We start from the raw sequence: 24,304 nt of genomic DNA, 5'->3' as shown, positions 1-24,304 counted from the left end.
TTATGAAATTTCGACTAGGACCGTTAGCATCGGATATATTGATATCCATATATGCCATAGGGTCCCTATATCTTCGTTTTAAGTTTGAAAGTCAAACTCCTATTAGTCCTTTAAACTCCATTGTTATGGGGGTGTGTTTTGTTGTGGTTATTTGGGCTTTAATCAAATTAAAGGTCCTCAATCCAAATTGGTTTGGTTTGTTTAATTCTAAAAAGGCTCAATAATGGACTACATGGATTTTTACAACCAAAGTATTGCAGAACCTGAAGTATTTTGGTTAAAGCAAGCGAAACAGTTAGATTGGAGCCAACTTCCTAAAACCATTACTTCAAAAAATGATGAAGATTATAACCAATGGTTTGCAGATGGCACTTTAAACCTTAGCTATTTATGCATAGATAAGCATATAGCCGACGGATATGGTGAGCAAAATGCGATTATTTATGATTCCCCAGTAACCAATACCATTCAAAAAATCACCTACAACGAGCTTCATTCAGAGGTGTCCAAATTGGCTGGTGGGCTACAGAAATTGGGAATTGGTAAAGGGGATACCGTAGTTATTTACATGCCCATGATTCCTCAAGCGGTCTACGCCATGTTAGCCTGTGTTAGAATAGGAGCAATTCACTCCGTAGTATTCGGGGGATTTGCACCACATGAGTTGGCTATCCGGATTGACGACTGTAAGCCCAAAGCCATCATAACAGCTACTTGTGGTATAGAGATAAAAAGAATCATCCCCTACAAACCGTTTGTAGATGAGGCCATCAATCAGGCAGAGCATAAACCTAATCATGTCGTCATCTTTGATCGTGGAATCGATGTGGAGAGACCACAAAAAACCTATGACGTCGATTATAGTGAATTGGTTGCTGAATCAGATTCCGTAAATCCAGTGGATGTGAATTCAAACCATCCCTCTTATATTTTATATACCTCAGGAACCACAGGAAAACCTAAAGGTATTATTAGAGACACGGGTGGTTATGCCACAGCCCTAAAATTTTCAATGAAATATATCTATGGGGTTGATGAAGGCGATGTGTTTTGGGCAGCCAGTGATGTAGGTTGGGTTGTAGGACATAGTTACATTGTTTATGGTCCTTTGTTAAATAGAAATACCACCATCCTTTTTGAAGGTAAACCTATTAAAACACCAGATGCTTCCACGTTTTGGCGAGTGATAAGTGAACATCGAGTCAAAGTCATGTTTACAGCACCTACAGCTATTAGGGCCATTAAAAAAGAGGATCATGATGGTGAATTTATTGAAAAGTATGATTTATCCAGTTTGAAATATCAATTCCTTGCTGGAGAGAGATGTGATGTGGCTACCCTTTCTTGGACTCAGCAACATTTACATATACCGGTCATTGACCATTGGTGGCAAACTGAATCTGGTTGGCCTATGTTAGCCAATATGGTTGGTGTGGGATTACAGGAAATCAAACCAGGTTCAGCGGGGTTACCAGTTTGTGGTTATGATATCAGAATCCTTGATGAACACGGGGAAGAAGTTTCCGATGGTGTAGAAGGTTATGTGACCGTGAAATTACCATTGCCACCAGGAACGTTAAGCAGTCTTTGGGGAAATCCTGAACGATTTAAGGCAGGATACTTAAAAAGATTTCCAGGATATTATTTTTCTGGTGATGGAGGCTATAAGGATGAAGATGGCTATGTCTTTATCACGGGTAGAGTAGATGATATTATCAATGTGGCTGGCCACAGGTTATCAACCGCCGAAATGGAAGAAATTGTCGCTTCCCATAAAGATGTGGCAGAATGTGCCGTTTTTGGAATCCATTGTGAAATCAAGGGACAAAAACCACTAGGATTGGTCGTCTTAAAATCCGGTCAAACTAGTGATGAGGAAGTTCTAAAATCAGAGGTCATTCATGATGTGAGAAAGGAAATAGGTGCGGTGGCATCGTTTAAGGATGTCTTGGTTGTAAAACGCCTTCCAAAGACGAGATCGGGAAAAATTCTTCGTAAATTGTTACGACAAATGGCTGATGATTTATCTTTTAACATCCCATCAACCATAGATGATATGGATATCATTCCCGAAATCCAATCGGTTTATAAAGAAAATGAAATAGGAATACACAAACACTAATTATTAAAACATACATTAATTATTATGAGTAATTATCACATTAAACATTTAGAAGAGTACTTTCAGGTTTATAGAAAATCAGTTAGAAACCCTGAAAGTTTTTGGGAAGAGGTTGCTGAAGAACATTTTTTATGGAGAAAGCGATGGGATAATGCCCTAAGTTGGGACTTTTCCAAGCCTGAGGTAAAATGGTTTGAAGGCGCCAAATTAAATATCACAGAGAACTGTATTGATAGACATTTAAATACTCGAGGAGATAAAACAGCGATTATTTTTGAACCCAATGACCCTAATGAAGCGGCGCAACACATTACCTACAAACAGTTACATGATAGGGTGTGTAGATTTGCCAATGTACTTAAGGAACAGGGAATCCAAAAAGGAGATCGTGTTTGTATCTATCTTCCCATGATTCCAGAATTGGCTATTTCAGTCTTGGCATGTGCCCGAATAGGAGCGATTCATTCGGTGGTGTTTGCTGGTTTTTCTTCAACGGCTTTAAGCACCAGAATCAATGATAGTGACTGTAAAATGGTCATCACTTCTGATGGGTCTTATCGCGGCTCCAAAACGATTGACTTAAAAGGTATTGTAGATGAAGCGTTAGAAGATTGTCCAAGCATTCAAAGTGTCTTGGTAGTGAAAAGAATCAACTCTGATATCCAAATGAAAGAAGGTAGAGACCATTGGTTACAACCTTTATTGGATGAAGCTTATCACGATTGCGAACCAGAGATTATGGATTCAGAAGACCCGCTTTTCATTCTATACACCTCAGGTTCCACTGGGAAACCTAAAGGTATGGTGCATTCGTCAGGTGGGTATATGGTATATACAGCCTATACCTTCAAAAATGTATTCCAATATCGGGAGAATGATGTGTATTGGTGTACGGCAGATATTGGATGGATTACGGGACACAGTTACATCGTTTATGGGCCATTGGCAAATGGTGCTACAACGGTGATGTTTGAAGGCGTTCCAAGTTACCCAGATTTTGGTCGCTTTTGGGAAATAGTAGACAAGCACCAAGTCAACCAATTTTATACAGCGCCTACGGCTATTCGTGCTTTGGCCAAAGAAGGGGTTGACTATGTTGAGAAATATGATTTATCATCATTAAAAGTGTTGGGAACCGTTGGTGAACCTATCAATGAGGAAGCTTGGCACTGGTATGATGACAATGTAGGTAAAAAGAAATCACCTATTGTAGATACTTGGTGGCAAACAGAAACAGGGGGGATTATGATTTCACCCATTCCATTTGCAACACCTACCAAGCCTACCTATGCGACCTTGCCATTTATTGGTATCCAACCCGCATTAATGGATGAAAACGGTAAGGAAATCAAAGGAAATCAGGTAGATGGTAGACTCTGTATTAAATTCCCTTGGCCATCTATGGCTCGAACCATTTGGGGCGACCACCAGAGATATAAGGACACCTATTTTTCTGCTTTTGAAAACATGTACTTTACAGGTGATGGCGCTTTAAGGGATGAAGTAGGTTATTATAGAATTACTGGTAGGGTAGATGATGTTATCATTGTTTCCGGCCATAACTTAGGAACAGCGCCTATAGAAGATGCCATAAATGAGCACCCAGCGGTGGCAGAAAGTGCTATCGTAGGATTCCCTCATGACATTAAAGGAAATGCCCTTTATGGTTATGTGATCTTAAAAGATACAGGTGAATATCGTAGACATGATAACCTGCGTAAAGAGATAAACCAATTGATTACAGAACAAATTGGCCCTATCGCCAAGTTAGATAAAATCCAGTTCACACAAGGGTTGCCTAAAACACGTAGTGGTAAAATCATGCGTCGTATTTTAAGAAAAATAGCGAGCAAGGACACGTCAAACTTAGGAGACACCAGTACGTTATTAAACCCTGAAGTGGTTCAAGAAATTATAGATAATGCTCTATAATGTCATAATTAGTGTTATGTGAAAAAGAGGGTTTTTAAACCCTCTTTTTTTATGTGATTATACGTCCTCCTCTTGGTTTGATGAGCTTCTAAATATTTTCTTCTTGAAAGCACTAAACAAACCAATGGCCCCTATGGCAATAAACTTCCAAAACTTTATAAGTAATGCAAAAAAGCCTGCTTTGGCTAGTATTTTTCCAGCAATAAGTCCTCCGATACCGTAGGCAGCCACTTGGTCAATATCAGGATTGAAATCCTCATAGCGATGCCCTTTGTTAAACTCCACACTTCGAATCACATAGTCCTTGTCTTGGTTGAATTCATCTAAAACAGAAACGTCGCCAATAGCCGTTAAGCTTAAATAACCTTTTCTTCCCAGGACTCTTATTTCATAGTTTAAGGTATTCACATCATAGTTTTCAAACTTAAGCTCTTTGGCCCAATGTAATTTTTTGTTTTCGTGATCATAATAAGGTGGGGCTGCCCATCCTACCAACTCGATTTTTTCATAGCCCATAGTTTCTCGCTGTGGATTGGCTTCTAGAACATCCTTTTGCATGTCTTCCAAAAGATCATCATAATCCAAATCTTCGGCATCTTCATCATCGATGTAGCCATCCTCTGAATAGGAAATTTCGATGCAATAGGAAAAGTCGTCATCCAATGGAGAGACATTCTCTGGAAGCAACATACCTAAAGATTCACTGGGCGGATTGTTCCATAATTCAGTCAAAACATACTCGGTTTGCTCAGAATTTAAAAACTTATAGCCGTTTGGTATGTGAATGATTGCCAAATCATCACCAAGGGTGACATCACCATGCTCATATTTAAAGCTGTTGTTGATGCTATCCATAGCTTTTTGATAGGTGGCAAGATCAAACGATAAGGTGTCAGCTGATTCCTGTGCAGAAACAGAGAAAATTGAAAAAATAATAAATAATGAAAACAGTTGGTTTTTCATGGTTAGTTTGGGTTAGTGTTAGTACTTAAGCTTGCAATATAATATTCTTGAATTTTAAATGCCTTATTTTTTTATCAGTTTGCTTGCTTTTTCGAGCTCCCGTTTCTTCTAAAATTAATATTTTTGAAAAGGATTTTTAGGAATGATGAACTACCAACCTTTACTTGATTATATCGCCCAGTATGTTTCCTTGACCAAAGAAGAGGAAACCTTTTTATTGAGTAAATTGAGTTACCGTAAATATCTTAAAGGGCAATACGTGCTGCAACAGGGAGATATAAGTAGGGTAGAGTGCTTTATAGTAAAAGGATGCACCAAAATGTTTTTTGTAGATGATTCGGGGCAGGAACACATCATTATGTTTTCTATTGAAGATTGGTGGACGTCTGATTTAGGAAGTTTTAGCACCCAAACACCTTCCGATTTTAATGTACAATGTTTAGAGGATACCGAACTCATTCAATTCTCCCACGATACCATTGAAGACATTTTTGAACGCATTCCTAAAATGGAACGCTTTTTCAGAAAGATCATTGAAAAGGCCTTTGTAGCTTCCCAGAAAAGAATCATCCGTAATTTTAGTATGACTGCCAAGGAGCGTTACACCTCTTTCAGAAACAAATATCCTTCTATGGACCAACGGATTCCTCAGTACATGATTGCCTCCTATTTGGGTATCACCAAAGAGTTTTTGAGTAAGATAAAAAGCCAACTGCTGTTAGAAGATTAAGACGGTTGTTTTTTTCCTTGTCATGCTGAACTTGTTTCAGCATTTCCTATCACGCAGAACCCTAGCCTTGTCCTGCTGAACCCCAAACCCTGTCATGCTGAACTTGTTTCAGCATCTTTTGTTTTCTTTAACTTCATCACCCCTAGCTCCAGCATCTCTTATTCCACCACCCCACAAAAAACCTTCTTTTTTTTAACAAAAAAACACCTACATTTTCATTGAAATTTATAAATTAGTGGCTCTCCTTAAGTTGTTACGACTAGTTGCTAGCTCGTGCGGTTTATTAATTGAAATAAGCCTATTTTTTAATGTATTTTAAAACGATAACAACAAACAATAATAAGACTCGTAAACCCACACAAAAAAGTAACGATATCCCGACTAAAAGAGGGGTAAAAGACTATTTTAGTAAGGATATAACGAGTTGTGTGTAACCTAAAAAAAACGAACTGAAATTAAAATATGGGATTTTTAAAAAGACTATTTGGCAAAAAAGAAACTCCAGTTGAAAAGGAATTTACCGAAGAAGAACACGAAAAAGATTATGAATTAAAATCTGAAGGGCTTGAAAATGTTCTTGGAAAAATGCACAACTTAGTTGGACACGCAATAATTCCTTTCGCCATTGGAGGAGCAGTTGACATGTATTACTTTCCAAACCACATAAAAGGAACTGGATTTGCAACAATGGAATTATTAGACCCTGACGGAAATGGTCCCAAGAAAAACCGAATAGGAACTTATGAATTAGTTGCTTTCACAAAGCATGACTATAATGAAAGTGAGGAAACCCAAACACCATTCAATTTAATAGAAAGAAAAGCTTGTGGATTTTTAACAGCAATTGGAATGTATTCCTCACAAGCAGTTTTGAATCCAAAAGAGACAATAGAAGTTCCTAATGGAGAGAATGAAGAAAACACTTGTTTAGTTTTTGACTTATACGAACCTGATGGAAAGAAATTCAAAATCGGAAATAGAGAACATCATCTTTTACTTTGCATGCAACTATTTAGAAGTGAAATGGACTTTGCTAGACAGAACGGAAGTGATGAGTTATTTAAAATATTAAAAGAAAAAGGAGTTTATCCATATAGCGACCTGGATAGAGAACCTGTAATATAAAAGGCAACACACAACAATGGCTATAAGTAATTGCTTGTTCTCGCCTACTTCTGAAAATCCTCGCGGATTTTCAGTTTTGTGTGTATTTGCAAAGTTAAGTGCTAACCCACGCAACTACTCATAGCCGAGACCGTTGGCAGTAATACAAATAAATGAGAGATAAATTACGAATTCCAGTATTTGAACAAGAGTTTTTATTCAATATCAGGAATGAAATTGACCCTATAAAAGATGAGCCAAATTTTAAATGGATTGATCAGAACTGGGAACCAGAGATTAAAAGTCAGTTTGTAGGTGGTCAATATGACTCCATTGCTGAACAGGAAGTTTTCCGTTTATTAAAATTCAAAAGTTGTCCTTTTTGTAGAACGAAAATGGATGAATTGAAACTGAAATATGACTTAGGAATTGTTTATGTATGTAGAAACTGTTTTTATTGGGGAGGACGAGGAACACGACCGGGAGGTCCAACAAATACTCGTGCAAATCTAGGGCGACTGAGTTTTTTACAAAATCCTGATGAAGTAAGATTAGAACTTTTAATAAATCATTTGAATCAGAACATTGAAAGGCTTTATAATTTGACTCCTTCTCAAGCTGAGAAGCTTTTGCCAAGTGTTTTGAAGGATTACCTTGATTGTGATGTAAAAGTAATTGGAGGAGTAAAAGATGGAGGTATTGATGCATTGGCTTTAAGAAGCGAAAATGAAAAAGTTCTTATTCAAGTTAAATGGAGAGAAAAGAAAAAAGGTTCTGAAGCTGTTTCTGTCGTTCGAGAAGTTGGTGGAACATTACTTGCTAGGCAAATTCCAAATGGGCTTATTATTTCAACAAGAAAAAAATTCTCTGCTACAGCAATTAAAGAAGCTAAATTGATTTCTCAGAATGAAATTGTCGAAATTGGAAAAATTGATTTGCAATTAAAGGACTTTAATGACCTAATTGACATGTTTGAAATATCGTCCAAAATCCGCACTGAAACATTAAAAACTGAAGAAATAATACCAGAATATAACGAAGGGTGGGATTTATTCGGAATGCCATAAAACACATTGAAAAACAACTAAATAAATGAACCCAATATATCTAGATACACATATTCATACTTCTGAAGACCCTAATAACTTGAATAAAGATTATGACTTAGACTTATTGGTTCAAAAAATCTATGAGTTTAATGGAAAATCAGAGTTTTTGATTTCAATTACTGATCACAATGTAGTTAACAAACCTGTTTACCTTAACGCTGTTGAAAAGGGCATCAATTTGATTCTTGGAGTTGAATTACACATTAAAAATTACCCTGAAAGACCAGCCTATCATTGTCACATTTATTTTGACCTAAAAGAAATCAATGGGGAAATTATTGATGATATTAACAAAAGATTGGATGCATTATATCCAAATAAAGTTGTAGAAAAACTTGACCCAAATATCCCTTCAATTCAAGACGTAATTAACAAGTTCGATTCATATGAATTCATGCTATTACCACATGGTGGACAATCTCATGCAACCTTCAATACATCCATATCGAAAGAAACAAAATTAGATAGTACATTAGAGAAAAGTGTTTATTACAATCATTTTGAAGGTTTTACCGCAAGAGGTGATAATGGATTAGAGAAAACTCAAGAATATTTCAAAAAACTTGGAATTAATGATTTTGTAAATCTTGTAACATGCAGTGACAACTATAATCCATCTATTTATCCAAACGGAAAAGACAAACAACCATTCAATCCAACTTGGATGCTTGCAAAACCTACTTTTAATGGTCTTCGACTTTCTTTATCGGAAAGATCAAGATTAATTTACTCGCCTACTAAACCTAAATACTTTTCAGAGAATATACAATCAGTTAACCATAGTAGAGAAAACATTGAGATTGATGTCGAGTTTTCATCAGGACTTAATGTTATAATTGGAGGTTCATCTAGCGGTAAAACATTATTAGTCGAATCGATAGTGAAATCTTTGAATAACAACACAGAAGAATCGGTTTATGACCAATATGAAATTGATAAAATAAATATTGTCAATCCTTCTGGAATGACTCCCCACTATCTATCTCAAAATTACATAATGAGTGTTGTTAATAATATCAGTGAGGATAAAATCGAAAACATTGATATTATCAAACGGGTATTTCCTGGTGATGATGAAATTAAAAAGAGCATCAATAATGGCTTAAGAGGATTCAAATCAAACATTCAGGAATTAATTAAAAATGTCAAAACTATTGAAGAGGAAAGCAAAACATTGCTTACTATTCCAATAATATCTAGACTTATAACTCGTGACAATTTAGAAACGAATATTTATAACAATCTTCAGCCCACTGAATTAGAATTAGAAAAAATACAGTTTTCAAAAGGTGAATATGACGAATTTATTCAAAGTCTTGATAATATTGATAAATTTCTAAGTGGATTTCCATTCATTCAACATGACTCAGATAGCATTCAAGTTTTAAAATCTGAATTAACAAGTGCTCTAAAAATATCTAAAAAGGAAAAATTGGTTAGATCCATTTTGGAGCAAAACCAAGAGGATTACAATCGACTATTAAAGCATAGTAATCAAGAAGAACAATCGAAAAGCCAAAACTTTGTCAAACTTAAAGAGTCCCTTAAAAAGTACGTTAGAGCTTATCGTAAATTTCACAAAACATTAAATATTATTGCTACTTACTCTTTAAATTTTGATTCAGAGGAAATTGAATCAATGGGGCATAAGCTATATATCGAAAATGATTTTGTTCTCAATAAAGAGAAGTTTGTGGAGTCTCTTAATCGTTATTTGAGAACAAAAGTTTCAGATTTCAAATCTCTCACACCTGAACTACTTTTTGAATCAAATTTCATGAAAAGAAAACCAAAGGTTTATGATTATGATGATTTTGAAAATAAAATATACTCAAGTTTTGAGGAATTGAATAAAAAGAAATATAAAATAATCACCAAAGACGGAAGAGAGTTTGATAAGTTAAGCCCGGGATGGAAAACTTCAGTTATACTAGACATTATTCTAGGGTATGACAAAGACAGTGCTCCAATAATTATTGATCAACCTGAGGATAATCTAGCCACCAATTATATTAACAAAGGATTAGTTGAAGCAGTAAAAAAAATAAAGATGAAGAAGCAGATTATCCTTGTCTCACATAATGCAACGATTCCTATGCTCGCAGATGCTCAAAACGTTATACTTTGCAGAAATCAAAGCAATAAACTAATTATCAAGTCTAGTCCTTTAGAAGGTCACATAGAAGGAATTCCAGTAGTAGATCATATTGCAGCAATAACAGATGGAGGAAAATCTTCGATAAAAAAGAGGGTGAAAAAATATAACCTTAAAAAATTTAGTGAAGCATGAAATTAATATTCAACAAAGAAGAAAACAATGAAATTACTGTAAAGATTCAACAAGGTACTGTTGCCATAGATTTCACTTATTCAGAAATGATTAAGCAGTTGCTTCAAAATAATTCTGTTGAAGATACAGAGTTCAATAATATGACAGAGGAAGAAGAAGAAAGTTTAAAGAAAATGCTCAATGAAGTATCCGAAATTTTTGTTGAGGAAGAACCTGATGAAGGAGAAGAAGAAAAATAAAAATACAACTGCCAACAAAACCTATACGCAATGCCCTGCGGGACACTGCGCATAGCCACACCGTTAGCATACATTTGAGAAATGACGATACAAAACGAAATAGGAACTCGAAAAATAGAACTGAATATATCTGATTCAGAACTTGTAAATTATCCGAGTTATCTTTTGAACATTAATATTCTGACTGAAGAGCTTAATGCGGAATTCACTCGTCCAATTTGGATTGCGTTAACGGATTTGGAATCTTTTACTCAAAAGTTGACTGAATTGGAAAAAACCAGAATTGGCGACGAAAAACTTGAAAGTATGAGTCCCGACGAATTTTACATAAGATTTCGGAATATTGACAATCTTGGACATTTAGCCGTTGAATTAAAAATAAGGAAATCAAGTCCATATCAAAACGACTATTCTGATTTAATAAAAGTGGAATTTGAAATTGACCCAACCACTTTTCCGAGAATAATAAATGAACTGAACGAAATAAAAAACGTATGCTAACAATGTATAACCGCAATTACGGCGGATTCGACTACGTCCAATACGAGCACGAAGTGCGAACTGGCGTAGCAAAATCCTCAAAAGCTTAACTGAAAAAAGCCAATAAAAAAACGTTGTGCATAATTTGACCAAACAAAAATCTATGAATGAAATATTAAAAAAAGGAGCTTATATTATTTTCTTAATTTTAGTATCCTCCTGTGGAGCTAATAAAGATCAAAATAACACAAAAGTAAATACTCATTCCAATTCTAAATACAAAAAAAGTAGAGTAGCTTACTCTGGAACACTAAACCGAACTGAATACGATAAATTGATTAAAAATCTGGAAGAAGAATTAAAAACCACAATTCCTGATAATAAATCTATTCTTATAAATTATAACCAAAAAGCGCCAAATTGTATAAATGTTAGATTCAACAAAAATGACAATAGAAAAGTGACCAAAAACAGAATTAGTATTTCATCAAGAATGAGTTCTGATTATAATGCAATTGACTTTTTTGTTTATACGAATGATTCTTACAATAGAGAAATTTATGAACAAATGGATGAATTTATATTGGATTCTGGTTTTTTCTATAAGAATGTTTTTACAGAGCATCAAAACTGTGCCGGATTTTTAATAATAAAACCTAATGGAGAATTCTATCAACAATACGGGGAGGATTATTATTCAGAAGTGAAAACATTCTTTAAAAAGGAATAAAAAATATGCAGAACAACGGATAAGTAATTCCTTGTTTTCGCCTAATTCTGACACGAGCACAAAGTGCGAACTGGCGTAGCAAAATCCTCGCGCACAAAACCGAAATTTTTTATGCACAAACCATTAATACCTTAATGAACATAAAATACGAACTTACAAACTCAGATTTTTTAGAATATCAGCTATATGCGTCTTCAAAGTCTGAATCACATAAAAAGAAACACAGGAATTATAGAATTATAGGACCAATTCTTTTTTTAGTATATGGATTATACTTAACCAAAAGGGATGAAAATTACATTGGAATTATAGTTTTTGGAATTACAGCAATTCTGTGGTTTATATTCTATCCAAAATATTCCAAAAGGAGATATAAAAATCATTTTAAAAAACACGTTGAGGAAAATTATAAAAACCGGATAAATAAGCCTGTGCAAATTGACATTAATGAAAATTCTATCAATGCCAAAGATTTTACATCTGAAACCAAATTAAACGGAACTGAAATCAAAGAACTGATAGAAACAAAAGAACATTTCTTCATAAAATTAACAACTGATTTATCTCTGATCGTCCCAAAACACTCAATTGAAAATCAAACGGAATTTAAAAAACGTGTGACCGAGTTAGGAGCAGAATATATTGACGAACTGAATTGGAGATGGAAATAAAAACACTAATGGCAACAATGTAAAACAACAATTCCGAAATGATTGCTTCGCTAGTGCTAAACCGAAAAAAAAATTAACTAAACCCAAAACTTACGGTTAGAAGAGACCGTTAGGAAACCTAAAAAAACCAACATGAAAAAATCAATAATTCTAATAATTGTTTCTTTTTTGACTATCAATTTAACAGCTCAAAATAATGTTTCTAATGCTTTAACAATTGATGGCTTAAAATTTTTATCAGATTTACCAAAAGAGGAAGCAAATACCTGGCTAACAAAAGAAAATGATTTTACATTTTTCCAGTTAAACGAAAAATATGACGCATCAATTTACACATATGACTTTAATGCTGAATTGAATACTGCTCCAATGTGGTTATATTATTTTAATAAAACCAAGGAGATTTTTGTCATTGCAAAAAAAAGAGATTTAGATAAGTTAATTCAACAAATGGAATCTAAAAAGTTTTTATCAAACTTAAATTCGGATGGAACTTTGATTTCTACATATTTAGTGGAAAGTAAAGAGTTTATTCTAACCATTAAACCAAGCGATGAGGTAACTTTAAGAGTACTACATAGTCCAAAGGATGAGTCTATCGATGCTAAAAAATCAAGACATAGTAAAATAGTCCACATAGATTAATAACGTTGGCTAACAAGGTGTATAATAAATTTGCTTATTCAGGCAATAACTATACATAAACCCTTGTACACAAGCTTGACCAATGAAAAGCAAAAAGAAAATAACAATCAGAATTGGAATTTTATTAGTCGCAATTTTATTTTGGAAATTAGGATTTTTTTACCGATTTAATTATTTGACCGCAAAAATTGACATTTGGCGTGAATCTCCAAGAATTGCTATGGTTGGAATATCTTCATATCCTTGTGGAGTTCCTTGCATTGGACTTAAAGAAAAATACGGATTTCATGAATCAAATGTTGGTTGTGTTGTAACGGCACCTCAATTACATGGAATTGAGGCATACAACACTGAAATTGAAAAATATCTGAATAATAGAAATGGCAAAGATTGGCGAGAAAAATATGAAGCCGAAATGGACTCGCTCATTAAAAATAATAGTTTGGAATGAGTAGAACACTAAAAATTATTCTAGGAGTTTTAGGAATAGTCATTGTCGCAATTTTAGGACTAATAACGTTTGGACTCTTTCTAATGGACGAGGAAGATAGATATGGAGATTTGATTTATTTCCATCAAAAAGTCGAGGATGGAGACATTATTTTTCGTTGTAAAGATACTAGCGAATTAGGACAAACAACCGATTTTGATGAATATGGAATCATAGATGAATCTTGGAATAAAGTTTATGTATGGGACAATCAAAACACGATTAAAATACATCTATATGAATGGGCTTTTAAAGGAAACGGTGGACGTGTAAGAGTATTTAGGATTAAAAATCCTGACTTTGACATACATAAAGCGGAATTAATAAACGGAACATACAATTATTTAATGGATTCTGACCAATTAGAATTCGTGACTGAAAATTATTGAAAACCTGTGTTTAACAATATCCATGGTTCGTTACAGCTGAATTCCTAAACTGAATTCACCGCATTTTGTTATCTTTCTTCCACAGAGGAAAAGATCCTGCGGATTTTTCCAAAACGAAACCTATCTATCATCGTTGTATATAATTAAAAAAAGAAAATATGATTAGTATTAATGTTGCGCAGAACCAAAAGTTACCTCCTTTAAATATTCGTGAAAACTGTGTTGAAGGTTTAAAGATATGGTTAGTTATTAAACCTCTTCAATTCTTATTCAAAAATGAGATGGAAAAACATATGGTAGAGTTACAAAGTTGTAAGGAAGGTACAGTCGGTTATGATATTTATGGGATGCTTAAGAAGTACCATTTAAATGTAATACCAAAGTTTGAAAACCATGATTTAAAACATTTAATACTGGGATACGGAATGTCTCCACTTGAGGAAATCAGAATGCAAATGTATTTACTTGGAAATGGAAATTATAGCATTTATTGCCTACTCTTTGCCCTTTCAGGAATACTCTTTCCAAAACAGTGGCGCAGCTTTTATTTGGCATTCAAAAAAGGGAAAAATAGAGTTTCCATTCTCAACTTAACAATTTCAGATTGTATTCACATGCAAACTGAAAAATTAAAAAGGACCTATAACAAAGACTAGATCCAACACGTTTTGGCGTTTAATTTGACACATCCATACTTTCTATTCCCTTTATCACGACCCACAGCTAAGCGGAAATTTTCACCATACTTGCTTTAGCCATGAACGTTTTAGCACATTTGAGAAAAACCTATGAGTAAAATATTGACTTTGAAAATTGCAATCATTCTTTCACTTCTGACTTTTAATAATATGACTGAATTAAAAAAATGGAGTCAAACTGATTATGAAAAAAATTTAAATACTGCTTCAGAATATTATTTACAGAAAAAGGAAATACCTGATTCCATTTTAATAAAATTAGTTCCTGAAAATAATGCTGAATTTCACATTTATTACGGAACAACTGGACCTGACCACAAATTGGCTAAAACTGACTTTTTCTATGACACTACTCGTCTAATTTTTGAGAAAGTGTCTTCCGAAAAAAATAACAATTTTTATTTGCCGAGTTTAAAATTAATCAGTTTTGCAGATGGAGAATTTGCTGAGGAATTTATTGAATATTTGGAATTAATAATAGAAATGGATAAAGAAAAGTTCTGCGCATCGATAAGTGGAAAAGAATATGTTAAACACAATCCGTTTAAATACTATTCCGAATTGCATAAATGTGAATGAAAAACACCTGAGAACAATCAATAACAGTAATTCCGATTGGAATGCTTCGCTAGTTCTAAATTGAAAAACAAAGTAAACTAAACCGATAACTGGAGGTTCTACGAACCTTTGTATTTAATACCCAAATATGAATAAAATATATTTTTACCCTTTAATTTTTTTGATCCTAGTTTCAGGAACTAAACTATCTAAAAAAGATAATAAATGGAATTTCAAGAAATATGATAAAATCGAATATGATTTTTCGATGTCAGCTACAAATGAAGTGAACTATTTAAATCAAAAAAATGGAGTGAAAGTTTCTGCAAGCCTTATCGTTGATATTATCGATAGTACACATGCAGACTTAGTTATTATAAATAAAAAGATTATTGAAAAAGTAAATGACTCTGTTACTACATTTGACGAAATTGATTTGAAAGATGATGTTATTTTTGAAAACTACACTAATCAAGGAAAAATAGAAGGTAAAATTTCAGAGGAGGCTACCTCCATAAAAGATATTCTCTTCCCAGTAATTTTGGAAGAAATTAAAACAGGTGAATCAATTACTAAAAAATTCAAAATCCCCTTTAATTTGATTAATGATATTATAGAGTTGGAAGTGGAAAATGTTATTGTCAAAACTAAATCTGAAAATGGACTTAATACTTATTCAGGTACAATTAATTCTAAAAAACATTCCATTGAAAACCCTAATGTAGAATCTTTGACAGTCTTTGTTAACGGGAATACTATTTTTCAATTTGATAATAATAAAGGAGTGTTTTTAAATCAACAGACTGATTTAACATTTTTTGTAAAAGGAAAGTTGGACAAAAATGAATTATCAGATATTTTAACTTTCCGAATCAATCAAGAAATAAAATTAAAAAACCTTAAATAGATACCAATTACAACAAAGTCCTAAGTTAAAAGCCAATAAACAATCTATTTCACTACTTACAAAGCCAAACTTATTTACCCATTTTACACCAGGTCATCGTCGGGTCATATTCGGGTGAGTTCGGGTGAGTTAGGGTCAAAACCCTTTTTAAAGCATCGATACGCAATGGATCAAGTAGCGTGTATTTTGATAACCTGCTGTCAGTTCGAGTGCATTTTGCGATTGAAATAAGCAAAAGGAGTATCGAGAACAAGAAATAGAGTCGGAAACCTAGTTGTCTATACAATAGGTTCAAAAAGAGGTGCTTAAACCAACATATTCCAAACAAGTTTGACCAAAAACACCTCACAGGTTAAACTAGTTTAACTTCATTTCATAATCTACTTCATTTTTAAATAGGGGCATCTGCGGGATCTTTGTACCATCAATAACAAACAAAAAAGATAACCATGAAATTAATAGCAACAGCAGTTTTAGTTTTAGCAGTAATTACAAATCCTATTAAAAAAGAAAAAAAGATGATTAAAGCAGAAGAAAGTAAAGTAGTATGGAAAGGTTATAAAGTAGCCGGAGCTCATGAAGGTACCATTGCCGTAAAATCTGGTAACTTAGAATTCAATGGTGAAGAATTGGTTGGAGGAAGCTTTGTAATGGATATGACTTCTATCGGATCAACTGATTTGTCTGGAGAATACAAAGACCAATTAGATGGTCACTTAAAGAGTGATGATTTCTTTGGTGTAGAAAAGTACCCAACCTCTTCTTTAACTTTCACCGAAGTGACTTCTACAGGTAAAAACTCTTACGAAGTAACTGGTGACTTAACCATAAAAGGAACCACACATCCCATTACTTTTGACTTATCTGTTTACGGAAGCAAAGCAAGTGCTAGCGTTAAAGTAGATAGAAGTAAGTATGATGTAAGATATGGTTCTTCTAGCTTTTTCGGAAACTTAAAAGACAAAGTAATCTACGATGAGTTTGATATCGTTGCAGATTTACAATTCTAATCTTTTAAATCCCTAAGTTTAAGTATTAGTTAGTTTCAAGTCGGTTGATTCCTTATAAAGTCAACCGACTTTTTTATGCTTCAGGTTCAGGATGTTTTACATGCCTTACCATGTACATTAACACCAGGGAAAGTACCCCCGAAATGGAAAAACCAATAAAAAGCGGAAGCACACTATCATTCACAAAACTCCCTATGTAGTTAGCAATGGGCACCGCCATAATAGTTGAAATAAAACCATTGATGGCTGCTCCAATACCTGCAATATGTCCGATAGGTTCCATCGCCATAGAACGTAGGTTCCCAAATATAAAACCAATAGCAAAGAACTGCAGTCCAAAAAACGGCACCAGCACAGCTAGGGGAGGATTCACTCCAGAGTGAAAGATCAGAACAAACAAGAGCGATATAACACTAAACCCTATCGTAGAAACGGTAGCTAGACGTTTCATTCCAAATTTTAGAACCAAGGCGCTATTGAAAAAGGTTGAAAACCCTATGGAAATAGCCAAACTGGCAAAAATATAAGGGAACAATTCAGCCGTGTGATATTGTTCTTCAAAAATTTGCTGAGAGGTACTTAAGTACACCATAAAGGATCCCGTAATCAACCCAGAAACAAAAGTGTAGGCCACGGCATCTTTGTATCTAAAGAATTCGCGTGTCCCGTTCAAAAATAGTTTGGGTGACAGTTTAATGCGTTTTTCCCGAGCTAAGGTTTCTGGTTGTTTCTTCCAAAACCAGAAAATGACCAAACAACCATAAATTAAATTGAGGTTGAATATGGAATGCCAATCAAAAAAGGTAATCATTAATTGCCCTATGGTTGGCGCTACTACCGGAACAAGAATAAATATCATGGTCACAAAAGACATCACTTGAGCCATAAAATCACCCCGGTAAGTGTCTCTAATCATAGCGATACTGATCGTACGAGGAGCAGACAATCCCACCCCTTGAAATATTCTTCCCACGACCATCCACTCAAAACTATTGGTGGTGACGCATAAAATACTCGCCAAAACAAAAATGGTGAACCCGGTGTAAATGATGGGTTTCCTTCCAAAGCTATCAGAGAGCGGTCCAAAAATAAGTTGGCCAAACCCCAAACCCAAAAAAATCATGGTAATAAGCTTTTGGTTTTGAGTAGGGTCGTGGACGTTTAAATCTGAAGCAATATCTGGCAACGCCGGTAATAAGGCATCGATACTTAAGGCTACAATGGCCATCAAGGAAGCCATTAAGCCAATAAATTCGATGTTAATATTCTTTTCTGAGAGTTTCTGGGTAAGCTTTTGCATGCCACAAAAGTAAAGCAACCAATTCAGAGAAAACGTTGTAGTTAAAGTACGAACAGTAAATTTCACAGTTGTTTAACAAAAAACCGTAATTTCAAAGAAATTAAGATCATGAAATACCTCATCTGGATTCCCTTTTTTCTTTTTCTGAGCTGCAAGGAGGAACAAAACATATCCAAAAAGGCAACTAGTCCTTCCGCCGAATTGGTTTTTCCAGAACAACAATTGGGGGATTTGTTTGTAGAAATACAATTAGCCGAAATATTTCCCGACAGTAAAACCTTTGTTGACGCCACAGCGCTTGATTCTTATGATGCTATTCTTAAGGCGTACCAAGAGGAAAAGACTAATAGCCATTTTAATTTAGAATCCTTTGTAGCTAGATATTTTGAGGTTCCAAAAGTCAATGACCTTCATTTTAAAACAGACACTACAAATTCAGCCTCAGAGCATATTGAAAGATTATGGCCTGTTTTGACAAAAGTGAAAGACTCAGTTGGTTTAAGAAACAGTCTGATTCCTTTACCTAATGCTTACATTGTTCCGGGAGGAAGGTTTAGGGAAGTGTATTATTGGGATTCCTATTTTACCATGCTGGGATTAGTAGAAAGTGGTCATTGGGATTTGATAGAAGATATATTGGATAATTTTAGTTATCTCATTAACCGATTTGGGTTTATACCTAATGGCAACCGAACGTATTACCTATCTAGGTCACAGCCTCCTTTTTTTGCTTGCATGGTAGAATTATTGGCTCAAAAAAACGGAGCGTCAGTTTATAAGAAATATAGAAAAGCTCTTAAAAAGGAATATCAATTTTGGATGGCACATGACTCGGTACAAAAAACATATCAGCATGTCGTCAAGACAGAATATGGGTTGATGAATCGTTATTATGATATTTATAACAAACCCAGACAAGAATCATTCAGGGAAGATTATTCATTACAAAAGGACTTCCCTAATCGAGACCTTTACAGACAGTTGCGAGCGGGAGCAGAATCAGGATGGGACTATAGTTCCAGATGGTTTCAAGACAATCAAGAGTTGCAAACTATAGAAATATTAGAAATTTTACCAGTTGATTTGAATGCTTTGATGTTTAAAATGGAAACCATTTTATGCTCAGCTTATGAAAGTGAAGATGCAGAATTCATCAATCAATTAAAAACCAACCAAGCCAATAGACTAAGGTATTTGAACGAGGTTTCATGGAATGACTCCCTAGGAGTGTTTGAAGATGTTTATTGGAAAACCCAGGAAAAGACAGGACGCTTATCACTAGCCATGGTGTATCCTTTGTTTTCTAAAATGGCAAATCAAAATCAAGCAGATAGGGTAGCACGTTTTATAGAGGCTCATTTTTTAAAGGAGGGAGGTTTGGTGACCACATTAAAACACACAGGGCAGCAATGGGATGCACCAAATGGTTGGGCACCATTACAATGGATTACGGTTATTGGTTTAGAAAATTATGGGCATCAAGAGTTGGCCAACGAGATTATGAGTCGGTGGGTAAATTTAAACGAAAAGGTTTTTAGAACTTCGGGGAAGTTTGTTGAAAAGTACCATGTTGAAAATCTGGATATTGAAGCAGGAGGGGGAGAGTATCCGTTGCAAGACGGTTTTGGATGGAGTAATGGGGTTTATTTGGCATTTAAAGGGAAGCTTAAATAAAAAAGCTCCTAAATTCTTCAGAAAATAGGAGCTTCTAAATATTAAAATGGGATTTTATTTCTCCCTTGTATAATTTATTTCCATGGTTTTTATCTGAGCGCCTCCCATATCCATATACATTTCAAACTTATAGGAGTTTTTAGAGACAAACGTCATGACTTCTTTCACCTTTAAATCTTTTCCTGTAGTAGGGTCAACCATGGTTCCTTCTAAAACAAGTACACGATATGGCTCCACAAAAATACCTTCCATCACCATAATGCCACTTCCGAAGTTGTCAATCCAGGTGGAAACAAACATTTTCTTTGAATTGTCAAAACCTGTGATGCTTCGACCCTCAAATGCCATATTCATCATGTTTCCTCGATGGGTTGATTCTTGATACAAACCATTCATAAGCATGCGGTTTTCTGTAGTTGCTTTAGACTCTACTGGTGGTTTTGAAGGATCCATCCATTGTTTCACAGTAGCAGTCCATTGACCATTCATACTTGCCAACCATTTATGCTCTTCTCCAGGAGTCATGTAACTTTCCCAAGCTTTCATTTCCTCTGGCGATTGAGAAAAACTTGAAAAAGAAATAAATAGGGCAATCATTAAAAATAAAGGGTTTCTCATGTTAGTTTTCTTTAATTGTTGTTGTCCCTAAAGATACAGATTTTTACAATGGAATATTACCATGTTTTCGTGTTGGTCTTTCAATTTTTTTGTCCTCCAACATAGCAAAAGCTTTAATTAGTTTGCGACGGGTATCTTTTGGTAAGATGACTTCATCAATGAATCCACGTTCGGTAGCGCTATAAGGGTTAGCAAATTTCTCAGCATATTCTGCTTCCTTTTCTTTCAATTTGGCATCATGGTCTTCAGCTTCCTTGATTTCTTTCTTAAAAATAATTTCGGCAGCACCTTTGGCACCCATTACGGCAATTTCTGCACTTGGCCAGGCAAAATTCATATCAGCACCAATATGTTTGGAGTTCATCACGTCATAAGCACCTCCATAGGCTTTTCTGGTAATAACCGTAACTCTTGGAACCGTCGCTTCACTAAAGGCATAGAGTAATTTGGCTCCATGAACAATGATACCGTTCCACTCTTGATCGGTACCGGGTAAAAATCCAGGTACGTCTTCCAGAACTAGTAATGGGATATTAAAACTATCGCAAAAACGCACAAACCTTGCGGCTTTTTTCGAACTGTTGACATCTAAAACACCAGCTAAAAACATGGGCTGGTTGGCAACGATTCCGATGCTTTTGCCACCTAATCTTGCAAACCCTACAATAATGTTTTCTGCATGATCTTTATGGATTTCATAAAACGAATCCGGATCTATGATCCCCGAAATAACATCGTGCATGTCATAGGGCTTGTTGGCGTTGTCAGGAACAATATCAGATAATTGTTCTCGTATTTCATCGGTAAGAACATATTCCAGCTTGGGTGGTGTTTCTTGGTTGTTTTGAGGTAAATAGCTCAATAACTTCCGAACATCTTCCAAGCACTCCACATCATTAGAGGAGGTCTTATGGGCAACCCCTGATTTTGTGGCATGTGTAGAAGCACCTCCCAATTCTTCAGAGGTTACCGTTTCATTCGTCACGGTTTTAACCACATTAGGTCCCGTCACAAACATATAGCTTGTATTTTCTACCATTAAGGTGAAATCGGTCATTGCTGGAGAATAAACGGCACCTCCTGCACATGGACCCATAATGGCAGAAATTTGAGGAATAACCCCAGAGGACTGAACATTTCTATAAAAAATATCGGCATAACCACCTAAAGAACGAACTCCTTCCTGAATACGCGCACCACCAGAATCATTGAGTCCGATGACGGGAGCACCCACTTTTAAGGCCAAGTCCATTATTTTACAAATCTTTTCTGCATGGGTTTCTGATAACGAGCCACCAAATACTGTAAAATCTTGGGCAAACACATAAACCAATCGGCCATCAATGGTACCATAACCGGTAACAACACCATCTCCATAAAACTGTTGTTTGTCCATGCCAAAATCTTTGGTTCTATGGGTTACCAAGGCGCCAATTTCTTCAAAGGAGCCTTCATCCAACAGATACTCAACACGCTCACGAGCGGTTAGTTTTTTGTTTTCATGCTGTTTGTCAATTCGTTTTTGTCCGCCACCAGAATAGGCTAAACTTAATTTATCTTGTAAATCTTTGATTTTATCTTCCATAGGATCTTTTTCTTCTTGTTAGAACTTCCTATTTAGGTAGTTTTAGTATGGTTTTTTCCTTTTCAAATTGTTTTATGGCCAAAAGGGCAGCAATTTTAGCTTCTTGATTCCATTCGTTTTGAATGGCCTCTGGCGAATAGTATTTTTTGACGAAATGGGTGTCAAAATTTCCTGAAATAAAGGCTTCATGGTTACAAACAAAGGTTCCGAACGGTAAGGTTGTTTCAACGCCTTTCACTTGATAATCAGAAATAGCCTCTTTCATTAATTGAATAGCTTCTTCACGATTTTTGCCATAGGTAATCAATTTGGACAGCATGGGATCGTAATAAATAGGAATATCCATACCTTCTTCAAAGCCGTTGTCTACCCTGATATGTTCTCCTTTGGGTAAACGGTACTTTTCCAAGGTCCCTACACTAGGAAGAAAGTCATTTAGCGGATCTTCTGCATACACCCTTAATTCCAATGCGTGACCATTAATCTGTAGGTCCTCTTGTTTTATGGGTAGCTCTTCCCCACGAGCTACACGAATTTGTATTTCTACCAAATCCGTGCCTGTTATCAGCTCTGTTACAGGATGTTCTACTTGAAGTCTGGTATTCATTTCCAAGAAATAAAAATTCATGTTTTCATCTAAAAGAAACTCTACCGTACCTGCACCTACATAGTCACAAGCTTTTGCCACTTTTACGGCCGCCTGTCCCATTTCCTGTCTTAATTCTGGAGTCAATACCGAAGAAGGTGCTTCTTCAATCACCTTTTGATGCCTTCTTTGAATGCTACACTCCCTTTCAAAAAGGTGAATGATATTGCCATGGGTATCGGCCATTACTTGTATTTCTATGTGCCTTGGAGAAGCAACATATTTTTCAATAAAAACGGAGCCATCTCCAAAAGCAGAAGTAGCTTCACTGATGGCACGGTTCATTTGGGATTCCAGATCACTGGCCTTTTCCACCACTCGCATCCCTTTTCCACCACCACCTGCCGAGGCTTTGATAAGTATGGGAAACCCAATATCATTGGCAATGCTTTTGGCCTTTTCAACATCGGTAATGGCTTCATCAATTCCAGGTACCATAGGAATGTCATAGGCTTTAACCGCATCCTTGGCAGCAAGTTTGCTACCCATCACTTTTATCGCTTTGGATTTGGGACCAATGAAAACAATGTCATTAGCTTCACATAATTCAGCGAAATCAGCATTCTCACTTAGAAAGCCATAACCTGGGTGTATGGCATCCACTTCTAATTCTTTTGCAATATTTACAATTTTGTCTCCAAGCAAATAGGATTGATTGGACGGGGCTTCACCCACGCAAATGGCTTCATCAGCAAAGGTTACATGAGGAGATTGCCTGTCAACAGTGGAATAAATGGCCACCGTTTTAATGCCCATTTTTTTAATGGTTTTCATAACCCTTAGGGCTATTTCACCACGATTGGCAACTAGTATTTTTTTCATGAAAGAAACTTTTAGTTTTGAGATCGTTTTGGATTATTCAAATTCAATAAGGAGCTGGTTTTTATCAACAGCATCACCTTTATTAATCTTTATGGATTTAATAATACCTGATCGGGGAGAGGTTAATACATTTTCCATTTTCATGGCTTCTAGAATAAGTAATGGGGAGCCTTCTTGAACTTCATTTCCCTCGGTAACTTGAATATCTAAAATTAAACCTGGCATGGGAGCTTTAATATCATTTACAAATTTTGAAGCTCCAACTTCAAAGCCCATATCCTTAATTAAAACATCTAATTCGTTGAAAATCTTAACATTGTATAAGTTGTTGTTAATTTTTACTTCAAATTCTTTGTGGTTGAAATCTTTAGTTTTTATTTGAGCATGATATCCTTTGTTTTGATACAGAACGTGTTGCTCGTTTTCAGTAATTGGATGAATGTCTAAACCCATTAGTTCCTTAGAAGTAAGGGTGATGGGCTCATTTTCATTAACTGACACTTTGAAATGACTCATAGATTGATTTTTTAATGCGATAAAGATAACCAATCTATAACGTTTTCGTAACTAAGAAACCATATTATTGGTAATT

Annotated in this window: 25 protein-coding genes; 19 read left to right on the top strand and 6 right to left on the bottom strand. The window is 35.2% G+C overall.

From position 1 onward, the window contains the following. Positions 1-2: 2 nt before the first annotated feature. Genes ZA07_RS02185 through acs form a run of 3 tightly spaced genes read left to right on the top strand, consistent with a single transcriptional unit; the run spans position 3 to position 4,054 of the window. Complete coding sequence (locus tag ZA07_RS02185; protein WP_053970096.1) at positions 3-224, top strand: hypothetical protein; 222 nt, start codon at positions 3-5, stop codon at positions 222-224. Beyond that, entirely contained in the window at positions 224-2,122 is a 1,899-nt protein-coding gene (locus ZA07_RS02180) for an acetate--CoA ligase (RefSeq protein ID WP_053970095.1), read from the top strand. Before ZA07_RS02185 ends, ZA07_RS02180 begins: the two co-directional genes overlap by 1 nt. 24 nt (positions 2,123-2,146) lie before the next feature. Then, on the top strand, positions 2,147-4,054 hold the full coding sequence (gene acs / locus ZA07_RS02175; protein ID WP_053970094.1) for an acetate--CoA ligase: 1,908 nt from the start codon (positions 2,147-2,149) through the stop codon (positions 4,052-4,054). 57 nt (positions 4,055-4,111) lie between these two features. Here acs and ZA07_RS02170 read toward each other — a convergent pair whose 3' ends face one another. Further along, positions 4,112-5,017, bottom strand: coding sequence for a DUF2167 domain-containing protein (locus ZA07_RS02170; RefSeq protein ID WP_053970093.1), 906 nt, complete (start codon positions 5,015-5,017; stop codon positions 4,112-4,114). A 142-nt stretch (positions 5,018-5,159) separates the two neighbouring features. Between ZA07_RS02170 and ZA07_RS02165 the strand changes: the two genes are divergently transcribed. The 15 genes from ZA07_RS02165 to ZA07_RS02095 all read left to right on the top strand — a co-directional run bounded on the left by ZA07_RS02165 (position 5,160) and on the right by ZA07_RS02095 (position 17,067). Beyond that, a complete protein-coding gene (locus tag ZA07_RS02165) occupies positions 5,160-5,747 on the top strand; it encodes a Crp/Fnr family transcriptional regulator (protein WP_231628613.1) in 588 nt (195 codons plus the stop codon). Positions 5,748-6,209: 462 nt separating this feature from the next. Then, positions 6,210-6,872: a suppressor of fused domain protein gene (locus ZA07_RS02160; RefSeq protein WP_053970091.1), complete on the top strand. Its 663-nt coding sequence runs from the start codon at positions 6,210-6,212 to the stop codon at positions 6,870-6,872. 152 nt (positions 6,873-7,024) lie between these two features. Next, complete coding sequence (locus ZA07_RS02155; RefSeq protein ID WP_053970090.1) at positions 7,025-7,918, top strand: restriction endonuclease; 894 nt, start codon at positions 7,025-7,027, stop codon at positions 7,916-7,918. Positions 7,919-7,943: 25 nt separating this feature from the next. After that, complete coding sequence (locus tag ZA07_RS02150) at positions 7,944-10,250, top strand: ATPase (RefSeq protein WP_053970089.1); 2,307 nt, start codon at positions 7,944-7,946, stop codon at positions 10,248-10,250. Further along, a complete protein-coding gene (locus tag ZA07_RS02145; protein WP_053970088.1) occupies positions 10,247-10,489 on the top strand; it encodes a hypothetical protein in 243 nt (80 codons plus the stop codon). Before ZA07_RS02150 ends, ZA07_RS02145 begins: the two co-directional genes overlap by 4 nt. Before the next feature lie 81 nt (positions 10,490-10,570). Next, positions 10,571-10,990 (top strand): hypothetical protein, encoded by a 420-nt coding sequence (locus ZA07_RS02140; RefSeq protein WP_053970087.1) that lies wholly within the window; start codon positions 10,571-10,573, stop codon positions 10,988-10,990. A gap of 142 nt (positions 10,991-11,132) precedes the next feature. Further along, a complete protein-coding gene (locus ZA07_RS02135; protein WP_053970086.1) occupies positions 11,133-11,699 on the top strand; it encodes a hypothetical protein in 567 nt (188 codons plus the stop codon). A 134-nt stretch (positions 11,700-11,833) separates the two neighbouring features. Then, positions 11,834-12,370, top strand: a complete 537-nt coding sequence (locus ZA07_RS02130; protein ID WP_053970085.1) for a YcxB family protein — start codon at positions 11,834-11,836, stop codon at positions 12,368-12,370. A gap of 132 nt (positions 12,371-12,502) precedes the next feature. Continuing rightward, positions 12,503-13,015, top strand: a complete 513-nt coding sequence (locus ZA07_RS02125) for a hypothetical protein (RefSeq protein WP_053970084.1) — start codon at positions 12,503-12,505, stop codon at positions 13,013-13,015. A gap of 82 nt (positions 13,016-13,097) precedes the next feature. Continuing rightward, the gene (locus tag ZA07_RS02120; protein ID WP_053970083.1) at positions 13,098-13,466 is read left to right on the top strand and encodes a hypothetical protein; all 369 of its coding nucleotides are present in this window, start codon (positions 13,098-13,100) and stop codon (positions 13,464-13,466) included. Beyond that, positions 13,463-13,894 carry a hypothetical protein gene (locus ZA07_RS02115; protein ID WP_053970082.1) on the top strand — a complete coding sequence of 144 codons (432 nt, stop codon included), beginning with the start codon at positions 13,463-13,465 and terminating at the stop codon, positions 13,892-13,894. Before ZA07_RS02120 ends, ZA07_RS02115 begins: the two co-directional genes overlap by 4 nt. Positions 13,895-14,052: 158 nt before the next feature. Next, positions 14,053-14,550, top strand: coding sequence for a hypothetical protein (locus ZA07_RS02110; protein ID WP_053970081.1), 498 nt, complete (start codon positions 14,053-14,055; stop codon positions 14,548-14,550). A gap of 192 nt (positions 14,551-14,742) precedes the next feature. Beyond that, positions 14,743-15,171 (top strand): hypothetical protein, encoded by a 429-nt coding sequence (locus tag ZA07_RS02105; protein WP_197276687.1) that lies wholly within the window; start codon positions 14,743-14,745, stop codon positions 15,169-15,171. Positions 15,172-15,298: 127 nt separating this feature from the next. Continuing rightward, entirely contained in the window at positions 15,299-16,057 is a 759-nt protein-coding gene (locus ZA07_RS02100) for a hypothetical protein (RefSeq protein ID WP_053970079.1), read from the top strand. Between the two features lie 449 nt (positions 16,058-16,506). After that, positions 16,507-17,067, top strand: a complete 561-nt coding sequence (locus ZA07_RS02095) for a YceI family protein (RefSeq protein ID WP_053970078.1) — start codon at positions 16,507-16,509, stop codon at positions 17,065-17,067. A gap of 73 nt (positions 17,068-17,140) precedes the next feature. Here ZA07_RS02095 and ZA07_RS02090 read toward each other — a convergent pair whose 3' ends face one another. Further along, positions 17,141-18,367 carry a multidrug effflux MFS transporter gene (locus ZA07_RS02090; protein WP_053970077.1) on the bottom strand — a complete coding sequence of 409 codons (1,227 nt, stop codon included), beginning with the start codon at positions 18,365-18,367 and terminating at the stop codon, positions 17,141-17,143. A gap of 108 nt (positions 18,368-18,475) precedes the next feature. On the opposite strand from ZA07_RS02090, the gene treF reads away from it, so the two are divergent. Further along, the gene (treF, locus tag ZA07_RS02085; protein WP_053970076.1) at positions 18,476-20,041 is read left to right on the top strand and encodes an alpha,alpha-trehalase TreF; all 1,566 of its coding nucleotides are present in this window, start codon (positions 18,476-18,478) and stop codon (positions 20,039-20,041) included. A gap of 54 nt (positions 20,042-20,095) precedes the next feature. Here the strand turns inward: treF and ZA07_RS02080 are convergent, their stop codons facing one another. The 4 genes from ZA07_RS02080 to ZA07_RS02065 are packed head-to-tail and all read right to left on the bottom strand — an operon-like array spanning position 20,096 to position 24,228. Further along, on the bottom strand, positions 20,096-20,659 hold the full coding sequence (locus ZA07_RS02080; protein ID WP_053970075.1) for a DUF1579 domain-containing protein: 564 nt from the start codon (positions 20,657-20,659) through the stop codon (positions 20,096-20,098). Between the two features lie 43 nt (positions 20,660-20,702). Next, complete coding sequence (locus ZA07_RS02075; protein ID WP_053970074.1) at positions 20,703-22,244, bottom strand: acyl-CoA carboxylase subunit beta; 1,542 nt, start codon at positions 22,242-22,244, stop codon at positions 20,703-20,705. Between the two features lie 28 nt (positions 22,245-22,272). Then, a complete protein-coding gene (gene accC / locus ZA07_RS02070) occupies positions 22,273-23,712 on the bottom strand; it encodes an acetyl-CoA carboxylase biotin carboxylase subunit (protein ID WP_053970073.1) in 1,440 nt (479 codons plus the stop codon). A gap of 33 nt (positions 23,713-23,745) precedes the next feature. Further along, a complete protein-coding gene (locus ZA07_RS02065) occupies positions 23,746-24,228 on the bottom strand; it encodes an acetyl-CoA carboxylase biotin carboxyl carrier protein subunit (protein ID WP_053970072.1) in 483 nt (160 codons plus the stop codon). Positions 24,229-24,304 lie beyond the last annotated feature (76 nt).

The sequence above is a fragment of the Mangrovimonas sp. ST2L15 genome, assembly GCF_001280515.1.
Lineage (GTDB): Bacteria > Bacteroidota > Bacteroidia > Flavobacteriales > Flavobacteriaceae > Mangrovimonas > Mangrovimonas futianensis.
Note: the sequence above shows the minus strand (reverse complement) of the source record. Positions and strands in the feature narration are given on the sequence as shown.